Here is a 16,569-nt window from a genome sequence, read left to right on the forward strand (position 1 = left end):
GAACCTGACCCGTTCCTACCAAATGGGGCCGCACCGGGTGCAAGCGCTGGACAACGTGTCGGTGGAGGTCCGGCGCGGCGAATTCGTCGCCGTGATGGGGCCGTCCGGCTCCGGCAAATCGACCTTCATGAACCTGCTGGGCTGCCTGGACCGCCCCGACGCCGGCCATTATCGCCTCGACGGGCAGGAGGTCGGCCGCCTGTCGTCGGACGCGCTGGCCGCCGTGCGGAACCGCCGGATCGGCTTCGTCTTCCAATCCTTCAACCTGCTGCCACGCCAGACCGCCCAGGCCAACGTCGAGCTGCCGATGGTCTATGCCGGCATCCCCCGCGCCGCGCGGGCCGCCACGGCGCTGAAGGCGCTGGCCGCGGTCGGGCTGGACAGCCGGGCGCACCACCGGCCGACGCAGCTTTCCGGCGGGCAGCAGCAGCGCGTCGCCATCGCCCGCGCTCTGGTCAACGACCCGGTCCTGCTGCTGGCCGACGAGCCGACCGGGGCGCTCGACAGCGCCACCAGCCTGGAGATCTTGGCGCTGTTCCAGCGTCTGAACCGCGCCGGCCTGACCATCGTGCTGGTCACCCACGAGCCGGACGTGGCGCGCTTCGCCGGTCGGGTCCTGAGCTTCCGCGACGGGCGTCTGGTCGACGACCGCCATCAGGTTCCGGAAGAGGCGCCCGGCCTCCGGGAGGCCGTGCCGTGAACGCGCTGGACGCCGTGCGCTCGGCGCTGGATTCGCTGCGGGCCAGCCCGCTGCGCAGCGCCCTGACCATGCTCGGCATCGTCATCGGCGTGGCGGCGGTGATCGCCATGGTCGCCGTCGGGGCCGGAGCGCGCGATCAGGTGCTGCGGCAGATCGCCAGCCTCGGCACCAACCTGGTGATGGTCGGCCAGGGCAGCGTCGTGCGCTCCGGCGTTAAGCTGGGCGCCGGCACCGCCTCCTCGCTGACCGAGGACGACGGCATCGCCGTGCTGGCCGAGATCCCCGGCGTGACGGTGACGGCGCCCTCGGTGCGCTGGGGCCTTCAGGTCGTCGCCGGCAACCAGAACTGGGGCAGCGTCCTGTTCGGCGTCACCCCCGATTACATGGACGCGCGCGACTGGAGCGTCGTCCAGGGGCGCGGCCTGTCCGACGAGGACGTCGCCCAGGCCAACAAGGTGGTGGTGCTGGGCCAGACCGTGGTGCGCAACCTGTTCGGCGGCGGCGACCCGGTGGGGGAGCAGGTCCGCGTTTTCTCCACCCCGCTGACCGTCGTCGGCGTGCTGGGCGAGAAGGGGCAGAACACGCAGGGGCAGGACCAGGACGACGTGATCCTCGTGCCGCTCTCCACCGCCAAGCGCAACATCCCCGGCATGGCGAAGTCCAACCCGCGCTTCGTCCACACCATGGTGGTGAAGCTCGCCGACGGCACCGACCAGGAGGAGGCCCAGGCGCAGATCCGCGACCTGCTGCGCCAGCGCCACCGGCTGATCGAGGGGCAGGACGACGATTTCTGGATGCGCAACCTGTCGGAGGTCGCGGCGACGCGCGACGCCTCCTCCCGCGCGCTGTCCTTCCTGCTGGCCGCGGTGGCGGCGGTGTCGCTGCTGGTTGGCGGCATCGGCATCATGAACATCATGCTGGTCTCGGTGACCGAGCGGACGCGCGAAATCGGGCTGCGGCTGGCGATCGGCGCGCGGCGGCGCGACATCCTGATGCAGTTCCTCATCGAATCGACGACGCTGTCGCTGATCGGGGCGGCTGTCGGCGTGCTGGCCGGGGTCGGGACCGCCATGGTGGTGGCCGGGCTGGCCGGCTGGCCGACGCTGATCCGGCTCGATTCCGTGGTGCTGGCGGTGGCGGTCAGCGGGCTGGTCGGGGTGTTCTTCGGCCTCTACCCGGCGCGCCGCGCCTCACGGCTCAACCCGATCGAGGCGTTGCGGCACGAATAGCCGCGAGGGCGGCCTCCACGTCCGTCCCACCCACCGTCACCACCGGCGTGCGGCTGCGCGCCAGCCGGACCGCCAGCCGGGCGATCCAGGCGACGGAGGCCGGCACGGCCAGCACGGCGGGACGCCGCTCCGCCAGACAGCGGGCCAGGGCGAGCGGCGACGTCGCGGCGTGACGCTTCGCGAGGTCGATCTGGCCGATGGCCGGATCGAGCGTCGCCCGCAGAGCGCCGCCGCCCATCGGGGCCACGAGATCGACCGGATGGCCGTCGCGGTGCAGCGCGTGGGCGATGGCGACGGCGGCGCGGCGGTCCGGCGCATCGCTCAGGTCCGGCACGAAGACGGCGACGCGGGGCGGGGTGGCGGGAGTGTCGGGCACGGATGCGTCTTGCGAGAAAGGGGAGGGGGCCTGCGCCCCGCGCGGTCAAGAATCCGACACGGATGCGTCAGCCGACTCCTTGCCGTTCGCGCGGCGTTCGTGTATCTCACAACGCGGCGACGGGGTGTAGCGCAGTCTGGTAGCGCGCCAGTTTTGGGTACTGGAGGTCTCCGGTTCGAATCCGGGCTCCCCGACCATCGCCGAACGGGACCATCGCCGCCGCGCGACCGGCGCGGCCAGCCAGGAATCGAGGGAGACGAGGCCAGCATGAACGTCCGGATCTATCAGCCGACCAAGACGGCCATGCAGTCCGGCCGGGCCAAGACCCAGCGTTGGCAGCTCGATTACGAGATCGAGACGCCGCGCCGTCCGGAACCGTTGATGGGCTGGGTCAGCTCGGGCGACACGCTGAACCAGGTGCGCCTGAGCTTCGACAGCAAAGAGGAGGCGATCGCCTTCGCCGAGCGCAAGGGCTGGAGCTATTCCGTTGCCGACGCGCCGATCCGCCGTGTGCGTCCGCGCAATTACGCCGACAATTTCCGCACCGACCGCCCGCGCTTCTGATTCCGGTTTCCTGATTCCGGCTTTTGCGCCTCCGGACAAGGCCCCATAGCTCAGTTGGATAGAGCAATCGCCTTCTAAGCGATAGGTCGCTGGTTCGAATCCAGCTGGGGTCGCCACTTGAGATGCCGACGAAATCAACTCTTCAGCCCCGCTTCGGTGGGGCTTTTTGATGCCGGCATGTTGCGGTGGACCCGCCCGCAACCAGGGTGCGTTTCCGGCACGCGAAAGCCCGCGACACAATGGCGCGGGCGACGGGCTTGTCAGGAAGCGGCCGGGGATGAAGATTCGACAGCTTGGCGCGGTCGTGGGGGACGTGTGAACGATGGGCAATCCTGATCCGCGCCGGCCTGGATGGCGGTTCGACCGATCGGTCGGTGATCCGTTCGGGTACGGAGTGCACCATCACTGGTTCGTCCGATCCGGCGGCCTGCTGCTGCTGGTGTTCGCGGCCGCCACCTATGTCGGACGGGCTCTGCTTGCCCCTCTGGTCCCGGCGGCATGGGCAATGCCCATGTGGGTGCTCGTCCTGTGGCTGCTGGGCTTGATTGCCGCCTCGATCATGAGCGCGATCAGACGGCGGCCCTTCCAGGGAATGGCTCTGGTCGCCATGACCATGCTGAGCGGGCCTGCCCTGGCCGTCATGGCGAGGCAATGGTAATGGGTGCCTGCCGGTTCCCGCCGCCCGATCAGGCGTTCACAGATAGGCGGCCCGCCGCCGGCCCGACGCCTTTTCCCACGCCCATTCCACGATGACGCTCATCAACCGTTCCAGCGACGGGCGCACCTGCCCGGCCAGATCGGGCCGGAACGGGTAGGGGGCGTCCTCGTCCATGTAGGTGGACTGCGTCAGTTCGAGCTGGATGGCGTGGATGTTCTCGTCCGGGCAGCCGTAGGTGCGGGTGATGTAGCCGCCCTTGAAACGGCCGTTCAGGACCGCCGAATAGCGCTCCGACGCGGTCAGCACGTTCATCAGCCGGCCGACCAGCGGCTGGGCGGTGCTCTGCCCCTCGGCGGTGCCCAGGCTGAAATCGGGCAGCGTGCCCTCGAAGAAGCGGGGAACCTGCCGGCGTACCGAATGGGCGTCGAACAGCACGGCCACCCCGAAGCGCTCCTTCAGGGCGCGCAGTTCGGCCTGGAGCTGCGCGTGGTAGGGGCGCCAGTAGGTGCCGAGTCGCCGTTCGATCTCGGCGGCGTCAGGCTCCTGTCCGGGCTGGTAGAGGGGAGCCCGGTCGAAGCTGGTCAGCGGACAGATTTCGGTGTCGCTGGCGCCGGGATGGAGCGGTTTCCCGGATGGATCGCGGTTCAGATCGATCACATAACGCGAAAACAGCGGCGTCAGGAAGCCGATTCCGAGCGCCGGGGCGAAATGGTAGAGCCGGTCGAGATGGCGATCGACGTCCGGCTGGGCCAGCCCAACCTCGGTCATGCCCGACGCGATGTCCGGCGGGATCATCGTTCCGACATGCGGAATGCTGAGCAGGACCGGGGTTTCGCCAGGCTGGAAGCGGAAGGTTTCCATGGCTCGTCTCGTGACCGGAACGGAGTGCGCCACGGGTGGAAATGGGTGCGGCGCAGCATCAGGTGAGGACTATGGTATGCCCGATGCCGCCACGTCAAACAGATTGCGGTTTTGCGCAAGTTTTGCAGGCCGATTTGGAAACTCCTTTCCGATCAATCCCTTCATGATAGGGTGGCGGCGCGTCGCTTTGCGCATTGACCGCCGCCCGGCCTTGCCGGACACTCGTCGCCAATCAGCGCCGGCCGGAGAGCCGCGTTGTCCGTCCGGATAATGGTTCAAGGATCCGGCGGGCGGCGGGCGCAGCAGGGGAGAAAACCGTGATGACCACACGCCGTCAGGTGCTCGTGCCGCTCGCCTTGGCTCCCGTCGCCGGTTGGGCGATCTGGGCCGCCGGTGCCGCCGATGCGCCGGCCCACGCCGCGGGGCCGTTCCATCTGCCGCTGGATGAAAGCACCGCGCTGTGGCGCGATCTGGCCCAGGTCCGTCTGGGCGGGCCGGCGGGCGACCCGCAATTTCCCATCCGCGTCTCGGCGCTCGACGGACGCCCGGTTGCCGTGCGCGGCTTCATGGTGCCGCTGGCCGGCGGGGCGGCGCACAACCGCTTCATCCTGTCGGCCAACCCGCTGAACTGCCCGGCCTGCGAGAGTCCCAGCCCCTCCAGCATGCTGTATGTCCACAGCCGGTCCGCGCTGGCCGAGACGCGGGAGCCTCTCCTGCTGACCGGCACTTTGCGCCTGAGCCCGCAGGAGGGGCTGTTCTACCGGCTGGACCGGGCCGAGCCGCGCTGGGCCTGAGCCGGTCCGGCCCCAGCTCCCGCGATCAATCGAACAGCAGGCCGTGCTCGCCGGTCGCCAGCGGCGCCGGCCCGGCGATGGAGGCCACCAGCTCGCCGCGGCTGGCGAAGCGCAGATTGTTGCGGGCCATGACGATGCCGCCCCCCGGCGCGACCAGCGTGGTGCGGGCGTTGTCGGGATCGGCGGCGGTGGGATCGACGATGTCGGCGATGGGGTCGCCGGCCTCGACCCGGTCGCCGACCGCGCGGTGGAAGGCGATCACCCCCGAGACGGGGGCAACGACCCGCGCCAGCCCGGACAGCGGGGTCGCCTCGCACAGCAGCGGCGGCAGATCCGGCAAAGGACCCGGCACGGAACCGGTGACGGCGCCACGGCGGATCAGCATGCCGATCAGCGCCTCGGCGTCGGCCGCCGCCCGGTCGTCGTCGACGTCGGCCTTGCCGCGCAGCTCGACCGTGGTGGCGACGCAGGCCGGCGGGATCGGGCCGTCGGCCGCGAAGCGTTCGGCGAGCGTCCACCAGGGCACCGAGCAGGCCTCGTCGAACGGCTTGCCGCCGGAATCGGCGGAGAGCAGCACCGCCTTGACGCCGAGCAGCGCGGTCAGGTCGGCCAGATCCGGCCACAGCGCGTCGCCGGCGTAGAGGTGCGGCACCGCCTCAAGGTCGCAATGCAGGTCGAGCACGATGTCGGCGTCGAAGGCCATGCCGAGCAGGGCGCGGCGCAGTGCCGGCACCTCGCCTTTGGGCGGCGGAAGGGCGTCGAGCGTGGCGCGCAGCGCCTCGCGCACGGCCGCCACGTTGGCCTTCCCGTCGGCGCCGATGCGGCCCTTCAGCCGTTCGGCGGCGCCGTCGATCAGGTCGGGGAAGTCGCGGTTGAAGTTGCCGGCCCCGTCCAGTGCATAGCGGCCGATATGGACACCCTCGACGATCTGGGCGATGCCGGTCGGGTTGGCCATCGGCACGACGATGATCTCGCCGGGGATGTCCAGCCCGCGCAGGCGGCGGATCAGATGGTGCGCCACCAGCAGGCCGGGCGTCTCGTCGGCGTGCAGCGCCGCCTGCACATAGACCTTCGGCCGCGCGCCCGGCGTTCCGAACCGGTGCACGGTCAGCGACCGGCGCGTGCCCAGCCGGTCGGTCGGCAACGGCAGTTCCTCCACGCGATGCGGCGATGCGGGACGGCTCACGATGCGGATTCCTCTTCGATGCCTGGCCCGGCGGGACGCCGGGGTGATGATCCGGCGGGACGCCGGTGCGACGGTCCGGCGAGACGCCGGGGCCGTGATTGTGCCACAAGCGGAGGCGTCGAGGTCAGCGTGCGTCGGAGGGCAGGGGTGCCGTGCGGGACGGGGCGGACAGGGTGCGGGGCGGCGTCGCGGCGCTGGCGCTCGCCGGGGCGCTGGCGCTGTACGGCGCCTTCAGCGCGCCAGCTCCGCCGTCGGTGCGCGCGGCGGAGGCCGCCATCGGCGCGCTGCTGCTGATCGCGGTCGGCTGGCGGCGGCCCCTGTTCGTCGTCACCGGCCACGCCCTGCGCGGCCCCTCCCTTCCGTCCTGGGAGGCGCTTGCGGTGCCGGCGCTCGGCTGGCTGCTGTGGGTGCCCTTGCTGCGCGGCGCGGCGCTGGGTTGGGAGACCGCCGACATGCTGCGGGACATGGTTCCGCTGCTCTACCTCTTCCTGCCGGTTCTGCTGGTTCCGGTGCTGCGCGGGGCCGGCGGCCGGGCGGTTGTTCTGCTGGGCGGCGGGCTGATCCTGGCCGGGCTGCTGCTGGCCCTGCGCTGGTGGAAGCAGGCGCAATGGGGATTCGGCGCCGTCGGGGTGCGGGCGATGCCGGATGGCGGGGCCTATTTCCTGAACGCCCCGGTGGTGCTGTTCGCCGCGGTCGCCTTGCCGGCCCTGGCCTTGGGCCTTGTCGCCGGTGGCGTGACGGGACGGGGCGGGACGGCCGGGCGCTGGTCGGCGGCCGTGGCCTGCGCCGTCGCGGGAGCTTTGTGTCTGGCGGCGCTGGCCGGTGCCGTGCATCGCACCGCTTTGGGGCTGGCGGCGCTGTCGGGTCTGGTCCTGGCGCTGTGGTGGGGGCGGCGGGCGCCCCGGACGCTGCTTCCGGTGGCGGCCGCCGGGTTGTGCGCCCTTCTGGCTTTCGGCGATCCCCTGTCCGGCGCCTGGGAGCAGGTGGCGGAAAAGACCCGCCTGACCGGCGCCAACACCCGCTGGGAGGAAGCGGGGGCCGTGCTGGAGCATGTCGCGCGGTCGCCCTGGTCGCTGCTGTTCGGCGACGGCTGGGGCGCCAAGCTGGCGAATCCGGCGGTCGGCGGTTGGCGGGTGGCCTACACCCACACGCTGGCGACCTATGTCCTGGTCAAGGGAGGGGTGCTGGGAGCCCTGGCGCTCGCCGCCTATCTCGGCGGGCTGGCGCCCCTGGCGCTGCGGCTGCTGCGCCAAAATCCGCCGCTGGGCTGGTCGCTGCTGCCGCCGCTGTTGATGGCCCTTGGGTTGCACACGAGCTTCAAGTATCTCGACACGGGGCTTCTTCTGACGCTCATGGTGCTCGGGCTGGAGCGCAGGAAAAGGTTGGTGAAATCGTGAGGGTTGTGCATACTTCCGCGTGCAACGCATGCGATGGTGTGCCGTGGGAAAAGCGATGCCCTCGATCCTGCTCGTCAACCGCGTGTTCCCGCCGGACCGCGGCGCGACCGGCCGCTGCCTCGCCGATCTGGCCGGACGGCTGGCGGCTCTGGGCTGGCGCGTCACCGTGGTCGCGGACGGGGCGGCCGGGGCGGACGTGGAAACGCCGCCCGGCGTGACGCTCCATCGCGCCGGCCGCGGGGTGCCGGAGGGGAGCGGGCCGGATGCGCTCTCCTACCTCGGCGCCCTGCGCCGGCTGGCGTGGCGTGCCTTGCGGCTGCCCCGCCACGATGTGGTGGTCACCATGACCGACCCGCCGCTGTCGGCCTGCCTCGGCCCGCTGCTCGCCGCCCGGCACCGCGCCGCCGCCATTCATTGGAGCCAGGACGTCTATCCGGCCCTCCTGCCGCAGGTCGGGGTGCGGCTTCCGCCGCCGCTGTTCGCCCTGCTCGATGGCGTGATGGCGACGGCACTGCGGCGGCACGACGCCGTGGTGGCGATCGGGCGCTGCATGGCCCGGCGCCTCGCCGGGGCCGGCGTCGCCGGGGAGCGGGTGACCGTGCTGCCCAACTGGCCGGATCCGCTGGTGCGGCCGCTCGCGAAGGAGCCGAACCGCGTCCGCGCCGGTCTGGGGCTGGAGGGGCGCTTCGTGGTCGCCTATTCGGGCAATCTCGGCCTCGCGCATCCGATGGGCGGGGTGCTGAAGGCGGCGGCGCTGCTGCGCGACGATCCGTCGGTGCGCTTCCTGGTGGTCGGCGAGGGACGCGGGCACGCCGCCTTCACCGAGGCGGTGCGGAGCCGGGGGCTCGCCAACGTCGCCGTCCTGCCCTGGCAGCCGGCCGACCGTCTCGCGGAGAGCCTGTCCGCCGCCGACCTGCATCTGGCGGTCATGGCCGGGCCGGCGGAGGGGCTGATGGTGCCGAGCAAGCTCGCCAGCGCGATGGCGGCCGGGCGGCCTTGCCTGTTCCTGGGACCGGAGGGAAGCGAGGCCGCCCGGCGGCTCGACGGGTGCGGCGGGGTTCTCGCCGCCGGTGACGGGGCCGGTCTGGCGGAGGCGATCCGGGCCTACGCCGCCGATCCCGCCCGCTGCGCGGCGGAGGGGGCGAAGGCGGCGGCCGTCGCGGCCTCCTGGACCGCCGACCATGCCGCCCTGCGCTTTTCCGCCTTGGCCGAGGCGCTGCTGGAGCGCCGGAGGGGCAGGATGGGGGCGCCGGCGTGGCAGCGGCTTCCCTATGCCTGATGGCGCCGTGCCCGAGGGAACCATGCCCGGCGCTGGGGTGACGCTGAGGTCGCGGGCGGCGTCGGGGGCGGATTTCCGCACGCTGCTGCTCACCGCCCTGGCGGGCTGGCGGGTCCTGGCCGCCGGCGCGTTGAGCGGGATTCTCCTGGCGCTGGCCGGCCTGTGGGTCGTGCCGCCCGAGCACACGGTGGTGATGATCGTCGGGCCGACCGCGCGGGTCGGGTCGGCGGCGATGGGCGCCCGCGTTCCGGTGATGGCCGGCCGTGAGATCGCCCTGGGCGCCGCCGAGCCGGGACCGGGGGACGAGGCGCTGTCCGACTACGCCCGCTATCTCGAACTGTTCGGCACCGGCCCGGTTGCGGAGCGGCTGGCGACGGATGCCTCCCTACTGCGTCTCCTCTTTCCCGAACGCTGGGACGCGGCGGAGGGGCGATGGCGGTCGCCGCCCGGCCTGTTGCCGGGACTCAAGCGCCTGCTGCTGGCGCTCGCCGGGCGGGAGGATTGGGTGGAGCCCGACGCCGAACGGGTGGCGCGGGCCCTGCGCGACCGTCTGGTGATCGACATGGTGCGCAGCGGGCCGATGCGGCGGATCGCCCTGCGCCATCGCGACCGCGCCGCCGGGCTGGAGCTGCTGGGCCGTGTCGCGGCGGCGACCGACGCGCATCTGCGGGCCGAGGCGGCCCGGCGCAGCGCCGCCCAGATCGCCCATGTGAAGGCGCGTCTGGCCGGAGTGACGGTGACCGAGCACCGCCGCGCCCTCAGCGACCTGCTGGCCGATCAGGAGCGGGTGGCGATGATGATCGAGGTCGATCTGCCCTTCGCCGCCGACCCGGTGCAGGCGCCGACCGTTCCGGCCCTGCCCGACTGGCCGAATCCGGCGGCGGTGGTGCCGCTGGCCGGGCTGGTCGGGCTTCTGGCCGCGGCGTTCGCCCTGTCGGTTCGCGCGGCGTGGCGGGAGGCGGCATGATCCCGGTGTCCGTCGTGGTGATGACCCGGAACGAGGCGGCCAACCTGCCGCTGTGCCTGCCCCGTCTCGACCGCTTCGCCGAACGTTTCGTCGTCGACAGCGGCAGCACGGACGGCACCCCGGCCATCGCCGCCGCCCGGGGGGCGAAGGTGGTGCCCTTCCTCTGGGACGGGCGCTATCCGAAGAAGAAGCAATGGTGCCTCGATCATCTGCCCTTCGCCGGCGATTGGGTCCTGTTCGTCGATGCCGACGAGCGCCCCACCCCGGCCCTGGTCGGGGAGATCGCGGTGCTGATGGCGGAAGGGCCGGACCGCGCCGGCTATTGGATCGACGGGCGCCCGGTGCTGCACGGGCGGCCGTTGCGCTTCGGCTGCTGGAACCGCAAGCTGGCTCTGCTCGACCGCCGCCGGGCGCGCTTTCCGGAGGTTTCCGATCTCGACGTTGCCGCCATGTGGGAGGTCGAGGGGCATTACCAACCCGTCGTCGCCGGCCCGACCGGGCGGTTGCGCCACCCGATGGACCATGCCGACGAAAAGCCGCTTTCGGCTTGGTTCGACCGGCACAACCGCTACTCCGACTGGGAGGCGGCGTTGCGGGCGGACGGGCGGATGGAGCGGCTGATCGACAACGAGGCCGGACGGCGGCGCCTGATGAAGCGGCTCCTCCACAGGGTGCCGTGCCGCCCCCTTCTGGTCTTTCTGCACGCCTACGTCGCAAGGCTCGGCCTGCTCGACGGGCGGGCCGGGTTCGACCATGCGCTGGCCCGCGCCTTCTACTACTGGCAGGTCGCCGTCAAGACACGCGCGGCCGCCGGCCGGGAGACGCCGTGACGGTTGCACGCCGGAAGGTCGGTCACTCCTCGATCAGCGCGATCTTGTCGCCGCCCAGCGCCTTCAGCAGGTCGAAGGTCCGCTTGCGCACGCCCGGATCCTCGATCCGGTAATAGGCGCGGACCAGTTCCAGCGTCTCGCGGCGGGCCATCGATTCGAACTCGTCGGTTTCCGACGGCAACGCCGCGAAGGCTTCGGGGATGGCGCTCTCCGGCGAAGGCATGTCGTCGAAGAAGTAGCTGACCGGCACGCCGAGCACCTGGGACAGGTTGTAGAGCCGGCTGGCGCTGATGCGGTTCGACCCGCGCTCGTACTTCTGAAGCTGCTGGAAGGTGATGCCGACGGCCTCCCCCAGCTTTTCCTGGCTCAGTCCCAGCAGGGTCCGGCGCAGGCGCAGGCGGGCGCCGACATGGATGTCGATCGGATTGGGGCCTTCGCCGCGGCGCGACAGGGTGTGGGCAGGGGCAAGCTTCGTCTTGGTCGCGCTCATAGGTGGTACCTCGAAGGGTGAAGTCTCAGGGAAGGCGCCGCGGAGGAATGCTTAGTTCAGGAAGTAAATTCTATGCAACCTTTTGTGCGCATCAACCGTTTGATTCGATGAAAATGGTTGGCGCTCTATGAAAGAAATAAAGTTGCTGGCTGTCGGAAACGCCATGTCGCATAGGCCTTTGGGAAAAGCCTGCGCAGGGTCATGATCGCCCATTGGGCGCCGCGCAGCAGCGATTCGTGAGCGCGGCCATGCCCCAACATGTCGCGCCGGATGAGGGATTGTTCCCGCCGTCCCTGCGCCGCGTTGCGCTGCGACAGCCCGCCCGGCGCGAAGACGCAGACCGGAACGGACAGGCGGACCGCCGCCCCGCGCTCCAGCGCCGCCAGGGTGAAGGCGTAGTCGGCGGCGATGGCGAAACGTTCGTCGAAGCGCGGACTGCCGGGGGTGTCGAGTCGGTAGATCATGGCTTGGTGATGGGTGAACATGCCGAGCGCCGCCCGGCGATGGGAGCGCGCGGGCTTCGACAGGATACAGCCGTCCCCCAGCCTTTCCAGCGCATCGCCGTAGAGCAGGGCGGCGTCCCCGTGCCGGCCGATGGCGTCGCGCAGGAGCGCCGCCGTGTCCGCCCCGGCGAGGCGGTCGCCGGCGTTGAGGAACAGGGCGTGGCGGCAGCCCAGCGCCCGCGCGGCGTCGAGCGCCCGGTTCATGCCGCCGTAGGGACCGCCGTGAGGGCCGCTGTCGGGCGCCGAGCGCCACCACGCCATCTCTCCGGCATGGGCGCGCAGCCAGTCGGCCGTGCCGTCGGCCGACCCGCCGTCGGCGACGATCCAGGCGAAGCCTTGCCAGGATTGGGCGCGCAGGCTGTCGCGGGTCGCCGTCAGGCCGGCGAGATCGTCGCGCGCCACGGTCAGGACGGCGAAGGAGCCAGCGGGCGGCGTCATCGCGAGATCACGGCGATGGAGGCGGCGGTGATCGCCAGCTGGCCGAGGATGCCGCCGACGGATTTGGTGAACTCCAGGGAGTCGAAGGGCTTCGGGTCGCGCGGCACCACCAGGATGGCGCCGGGCGGGACGGTGCTGACCCGATGGTTCCACGACGACAGCGCCAACGGCTGGGCCCGGCCGTCCGGCAGGATCAGGAAGCTGCGGCCCGGATCGGCGTTGCGGGTCGGGCCGCCGGCCTCCTCCAGATACGCCTCGGCGCTCTTGCCGCTGACGAACTGGGCGGCGGTCGGGTGCATGACCTCGCCGGCCACCGCGACCGACAGCGGCCGTTTGGGGATGTGGATGCGGTCGTCGGATTCGAGCAGCGGGTCCAGCTCCGGCCGGGCGCGCAGCACGGCGGGGTCGGCCTCGACCACGATGCGGCCGAGCGGCTCCGCCCCGCGCAACTGCGCGGCGAGCTGGCGGGCGAGCGCCACATTCTCCGCCTTGACCGGATCGCCCTTTTCGATCTCCAGGGTCAGGGCGCGCTCCAGCTCGCGGGCCTGCTGGGTGAACTGTTCCTTCTCCCGGCGGCGCTCGCTTTCGCGGGTGAAGACGGCGCCGGCCGGATAGGCGTCCTCGGTCAGGCCGCCGGCCCGCGCGATCAGCGACGACAGCGTCTCGCCGCGCCCGACGTCGTAGCTGCCGGGCCGCCGCACGGCGCCCTGGATGGTGACGGCGCGCGCCTCCAGCGCCTGGGCGCGCGGGTTGACCCGGATGGCGTCGCCCGGTCCGGCGGACTGGACGGAGTTCCCGGTCCGGCCGAGATCGATGGCGGTCCGCGCCCCGCTGGCGGCGGTCAGCTCCACCGAGGTCGGATCGGCGTCGCTCGACAGGCCGCCGGCCACGGCGATCAGCGCGGAAAGCGGCGTCTGGTCGGCGACCGGATAACCGCCGGGCTGCCGCACGGCGCCGCGCACCTGCACGGTGCGCTCGGCGATCAGGGCGGCGATGGCGGGATCGAGCGGCTCGGAATCCGGGGGATCGTCCCGCTTCGGGACGCTTGGGGCGGTGCCCGCCTCCTGGGCGGAGCGGGGCGGGCTGTGCAGGCGGGCGGCCGGGAACAGATGGATGCGGTCGCCGTCGGCCAGCGCCCGGTCGGCCCGGCGGGCGCCGACCTCCTGGGGGGAGAAGGGAATCAGGGAGCGGGTCAGCGTCCGGCGGTCGAAGCGCTCGATCACGCCGAGCAGCGGATAGACGCCGCGCTTCATCGCCTCGCCGCCGCCCAGCGCCGTGCGCAGGGTCGTCCGGCCGGTCAGCGGCCGGGTGCCGGGACGGCGGACATGGCCGACCAGCTCATAGTGGGGAACCGTCGATTCCAGGATGGCGCCGCGCCCGTCCGCCTCGCCATCCTCCGCCGGATCGACCCACTCCAGCCCCTCCGGCTCGTCGCCGGCGGCGCGGGCCAGCGCCGAGGCACCCCCGGCGGCCGCGCGGCCGGCGCGCGGGTAGAAGCCGGGGCGCGGGACGCCGCCGAGCAGCAGGACCGAACGCTCCAGCGCGAAGGCCAGCAGGTCGGGCACCGCCTCGAACAGCGGCGGGCAGGGCCCGCGCGAACCGGTCAGCCCGGCGGCGGCGCGGGCCTGCCGGCCGGTGGCGAGCGGCCCGTCGGGGGAGGCGGCCAGCGCCCGGCCCAGCACCACCAGCCCCTGGCAGGCGTCGGACGGCAGGGCGCGGTCGCCCCGCAGGAGGTCGAGCACCGGCTCCGATGTCAGGAAATCGACGTCCCCGGCACCCAGCACATAGAGCGTGTCGCCTTCGGCGAGGCGACGGTCGTCGCGGCCCTTCAGCACCGCGGCGAGATCGACCGCGCGCAGGACCCGCGCGCGGGTCGCCGGGTCGGTGGTGGCGAGGGCGGCGAAGGGCAGGTAGGGATCGGGGCGCAGGTCGGACCGGGCGACCAGGGCGGACAGGCGGCCCGACCGCGCCAGGGCGCGCGGGCCGGGGCGGTGGACGTGTCCCTCCAGCCGCACCTCGTTGCGGCGGTCCTCGCGCTGCGGGGTCAGCAGCAGCAGGTCGCCGTCGCCGAACAGGGGGGCCTGGGGATCGCCGACCTCCTCGGCCGCCTCCTCGCCGGAGGGGGCGATGCCGAACCGCAGGACCCGCTGCGGACCGGGGCGCAGCACGCCGCCGGCCAGCTCCCGCAGCTCGGTGGCCGACAGGCGCGGCTGTCCGGGAGCCAGCTCGTAGATGCCGGGGCGCTTGACCGGGCCGGCGACGGCGGCGGTGGGGCCGAGCGGCGGCACGAACAGCCGATCGCCGTCGCGCAGCCGCTGCCCGGCGCCGCCGGCCGACTCGCCGCCGGTCAGATGCAGGTCGTAGAGATCGATGGTCCGCCCGCCCTCCGCGTCGCCGGCGCGGATCAGGCGGATGCGGCGCAGCGACCCGGCGCGGGTGACGCCGCCGGCCGTGGACAGGGCGTCGAGCACGGTGGCGAAGGCGCTGACCTCCTGCCGGCCGGGGCGGCCGACCGAACCGGTGACGACGATCCCGATCCGCCGCACGTCGGCCAGCGAGACGAAGGTGTCGGTGTTGGGCAGGGCGGCGGTGACGGCGGCCGACAGCTCCGCGCGCAGCGCCGCCAGGGTCAGGCCGGCGGCGGTCACCGGCCGGATCTCGTCGACCAGCAGCAGGCCGCCGCTGTCGATGGCGAAGCGCTTGCTGAAGGATTTCTGGCCGCGCAGGGTGACCAGCAACTCGTCGCCGGTGTTCAGCACGTAATCGCCCTGGACGGCGCCCGGCAGGGGCCGGCTGTCCGCCGCCTGCGCGAACAGATCGTAGCCGAACTGGCGCAACGGCTCGCCGGCGCGGGCGGAGAAGGCGGCTTCGAGGGCGGAGGCGTTTTCGACCAGGGCCGCTCCGGTCGCCGCCGACACCGGCTCCCGCAACGGGCCGGCGGTTCCCACGGCGCAGACCCACGGCGCCAGCGTCAGTCCCAGCACCAAAAGGGCGAACATCCTGCGCATGACGGAAATCATTGGGAGCCGTACGGAAGAATCCACCACCTAGCACGGCGCGGACGCCACGCATGAAGACTATTGCGTGCATTTGATCGAAAGGCAACGATTCTATCGGGGTGCGCTATGCAAAAGGTCATGGGTCGGCCGGCGGCGCCCGCCGTTATCATGGAGCCCCCCATGTCCCCTGCGAGGAAGAGCGCGGCGTGATCGTCATCTACAGCGAGGAGCATCGGCTCCAGTCCGGCCGGTCCGAACTCAACGACGGGCAGCTCGTCCCCTGCTACGAGAAGCCGGAGCGGGCCGACATCGTGCGCAGCCGGCTGGAAGCGGTCGGCATCGGCCCGATCCTGGCGCCCGAGGCGCATGGGCCGGCCCCGCTGGAGCGGGTGCACGACGCCGGCTATCTGGGCTTCCTCCAGACCGCCTGGACCGAATGGGTGGCGGAGCATGGCGACTGGGACGCGCTGCCGCTGAACTGGGTGGCGCCGGGGATGCACCGCCGGGTGGTGCCGCGTTCGATCGACGGGCGGCTCGGCTACTACTCCTTCGACGCCGGGACGCCGATCACCGCCGGCACCTGGCGCGCGGCGACCGCGGCGGCCGACAGCGCGCTGACCGGAGCCGACCGGCTGCGCGCCGGTGACCGCAGCGCCTTCGCGCTGTGCCGGCCGCCGGGGCATCACGCCGGCCGGGCCTTCTACGGCGGCTACTGCTTCCTCAACAACGCGGCCATCGCCGCGCAGTCGCTGCGCGACAACGGCGCGGCGCGGGTCGCGGTGCTCGACGTCGACTACCACCACGGCAACGGCACGCAGGAAATCCTGTGGGAGCGCGGCGACGTCCTGTTCGTCTCGCTGCACGCCGATCCCGCCGACGAGTTCCCCTATTTCAGCGGCCACGCCGACGAGACCGGGGCGGGGGCCGGCGAGGGGTTCAACCTGAACCTGCCGCTGCCCTGGGGCACCGATTGGGCGGCCTACGCCGAGGCTCTGGCGGTCGCGGCCGCGCGCATCCGCGCCTTCGCGCCCGACGCGCTGGTCGTCTCGCTGGGGGCGGACACCTACGGCGGCGACCCGATTTCGCGATTCCGCCTGCTGTCGGAGGATTTCCTGCGGATGGGCGCGGCGCTGGCGGGAATCGGGCTGCCGACCCTGTTCGTGATGGAGGGCGGTTACGCGGTGGCCGACCTGGGCGTCAACGTTGCCAACGTGCTGACCGGCTTCGAGAACGCCTGACGGCGCTGCGGCGGCGGACGGTCCGGCGAGAATCCTGCCGGCGCCGCCGTTGCCGGCCGC

16 protein-coding genes and 2 tRNA genes are annotated in these 16,569 nt (G+C 72.4%); 12 read left to right on the forward strand and 6 right to left on the reverse strand.

Annotation, left to right across the window (positions count from 1 at the left end; all coding sequences use genetic code 11):
• The first annotated feature begins 37 nt into the window (after positions 1–37).
• On the forward strand, positions 38–700 hold the full coding sequence (locus tag J2847_RS00990) for an ABC transporter ATP-binding protein (protein WP_325169290.1): 663 nt from the start codon (positions 38–40) through the stop codon (positions 698–700).
• The gene (locus tag J2847_RS00995) at positions 697–1,929 is read left to right on the forward strand and encodes an ABC transporter permease (protein ID WP_209776359.1); all 1,233 of its coding nucleotides are present in this window, start codon (positions 697–699) and stop codon (positions 1,927–1,929) included. Before J2847_RS00990 ends, J2847_RS00995 begins: the two co-directional genes overlap by 4 nt.
• Here J2847_RS00995 and J2847_RS01000 read toward each other — a convergent pair.
• Positions 1,898–2,305: a hypothetical protein gene (locus J2847_RS01000; protein ID WP_209776360.1), complete on the reverse strand. Its 408-nt coding sequence runs from the start codon at positions 2,303–2,305 to the stop codon at positions 1,898–1,900. The genes J2847_RS00995 and J2847_RS01000 overlap by 32 nt on opposite strands.
• Positions 2,306–2,425: 120 nt before the next feature.
• Between J2847_RS01000 and J2847_RS01005 the strand changes: the two genes are divergently transcribed.
• From J2847_RS01005 to J2847_RS01020, 4 genes are all read left to right on the forward strand, one after another.
• Positions 2,426–2,502, forward strand: a tRNA-Pro gene (locus tag J2847_RS01005).
• Between the two features lie 70 nt (positions 2,503–2,572).
• Positions 2,573–2,869 carry an ETC complex I subunit gene (locus J2847_RS01010; RefSeq protein WP_085556248.1) on the forward strand — a complete coding sequence of 99 codons (297 nt, stop codon included), beginning with the start codon at positions 2,573–2,575 and terminating at the stop codon, positions 2,867–2,869.
• A 39-nt stretch (positions 2,870–2,908) separates the two neighbouring features.
• Positions 2,909–2,985: transfer RNA gene (locus J2847_RS01015), tRNA-Arg, on the forward strand.
• A 206-nt stretch (positions 2,986–3,191) separates the two neighbouring features.
• Positions 3,192–3,527 carry a hypothetical protein gene (locus J2847_RS01020; RefSeq protein WP_209776362.1) on the forward strand — a complete coding sequence of 112 codons (336 nt, stop codon included), beginning with the start codon at positions 3,192–3,194 and terminating at the stop codon, positions 3,525–3,527.
• Positions 3,528–3,563: 36 nt separating this feature from the next.
• Here J2847_RS01020 and hutG read toward each other — a convergent pair whose 3' ends face one another.
• Positions 3,564–4,388: an N-formylglutamate deformylase gene (gene hutG, locus J2847_RS01025; RefSeq protein ID WP_209776363.1), complete on the reverse strand. Its 825-nt coding sequence runs from the start codon at positions 4,386–4,388 to the stop codon at positions 3,564–3,566.
• A gap of 320 nt (positions 4,389–4,708) precedes the next feature.
• Between hutG and J2847_RS01030 the strand changes: the two genes are divergently transcribed.
• Positions 4,709–5,182 carry a hypothetical protein gene (locus J2847_RS01030; RefSeq protein ID WP_209776365.1) on the forward strand — a complete coding sequence of 158 codons (474 nt, stop codon included), beginning with the start codon at positions 4,709–4,711 and terminating at the stop codon, positions 5,180–5,182.
• A gap of 25 nt (positions 5,183–5,207) precedes the next feature.
• On the opposite strand, the gene J2847_RS01035 is transcribed toward J2847_RS01030, so the two are convergent.
• The gene (locus J2847_RS01035) at positions 5,208–6,368 is read right to left on the reverse strand and encodes a succinylglutamate desuccinylase/aspartoacylase family protein (protein ID WP_209776367.1); all 1,161 of its coding nucleotides are present in this window, start codon (positions 6,366–6,368) and stop codon (positions 5,208–5,210) included.
• Positions 6,369–6,520: 152 nt separating this feature from the next.
• Here J2847_RS01035 and J2847_RS01040 point away from each other — a divergent pair, with 152 nt between their 5' ends.
• Genes J2847_RS01040 through J2847_RS01055 form a run of 4 tightly spaced genes read left to right on the forward strand, consistent with a single transcriptional unit; the run spans position 6,521 to position 10,841 of the window.
• Entirely contained in the window at positions 6,521–7,765 is a 1,245-nt protein-coding gene (locus J2847_RS01040; protein WP_325169291.1) for a hypothetical protein, read from the forward strand.
• Positions 7,766–7,820: 55 nt separating this feature from the next.
• Entirely contained in the window at positions 7,821–9,044 is a 1,224-nt protein-coding gene (locus J2847_RS01045) for a glycosyltransferase family 4 protein (RefSeq protein ID WP_209776368.1), read from the forward strand.
• Positions 9,045–9,066: 22 nt separating this feature from the next.
• Positions 9,067–10,011 (forward strand): hypothetical protein, encoded by a 945-nt coding sequence (locus tag J2847_RS01050; protein WP_233474205.1) that lies wholly within the window; start codon positions 9,067–9,069, stop codon positions 10,009–10,011.
• A complete protein-coding gene (locus J2847_RS01055) occupies positions 10,008–10,841 on the forward strand; it encodes a glycosyltransferase family 2 protein (RefSeq protein ID WP_209776371.1) in 834 nt (277 codons plus the stop codon). The genes J2847_RS01050 and J2847_RS01055 overlap by 4 nt, the downstream gene beginning before the upstream one ends.
• A gap of 22 nt (positions 10,842–10,863) precedes the next feature.
• On the opposite strand, the gene J2847_RS01060 is transcribed toward J2847_RS01055, so the two are convergent.
• The 3 genes from J2847_RS01060 to J2847_RS01070 all read right to left on the reverse strand — a co-directional run bounded on the left by J2847_RS01060 (position 10,864) and on the right by J2847_RS01070 (position 15,280).
• The gene (locus J2847_RS01060) at positions 10,864–11,331 is read right to left on the reverse strand and encodes a helix-turn-helix domain-containing protein (RefSeq protein ID WP_209776373.1); all 468 of its coding nucleotides are present in this window, start codon (positions 11,329–11,331) and stop codon (positions 10,864–10,866) included.
• 125 nt (positions 11,332–11,456) lie between these two features.
• Positions 11,457–12,272 carry a glycosyltransferase family protein gene (locus tag J2847_RS01065; RefSeq protein ID WP_209776374.1) on the reverse strand — a complete coding sequence of 272 codons (816 nt, stop codon included), beginning with the start codon at positions 12,270–12,272 and terminating at the stop codon, positions 11,457–11,459.
• The gene (locus J2847_RS01070) at positions 12,269–15,280 is read right to left on the reverse strand and encodes an SLBB domain-containing protein (RefSeq protein ID WP_233474206.1); all 3,012 of its coding nucleotides are present in this window, start codon (positions 15,278–15,280) and stop codon (positions 12,269–12,271) included. Before J2847_RS01070 ends, J2847_RS01065 begins: the two co-directional genes overlap by 4 nt.
• A 197-nt stretch (positions 15,281–15,477) precedes the next feature.
• On the opposite strand from J2847_RS01070, the gene J2847_RS01075 reads away from it, so the two are divergent.
• On the forward strand, positions 15,478–16,509 hold the full coding sequence (locus J2847_RS01075; RefSeq protein WP_209776376.1) for a histone deacetylase family protein: 1,032 nt from the start codon (positions 15,478–15,480) through the stop codon (positions 16,507–16,509).
• Positions 16,510–16,569 lie beyond the last annotated feature (60 nt).

Origin of the sequence: Azospirillum agricola, assembly GCF_017876095.1 — a bacterium.
GTDB lineage: Bacteria > Pseudomonadota > Alphaproteobacteria > Azospirillales > Azospirillaceae > Azospirillum > Azospirillum agricola.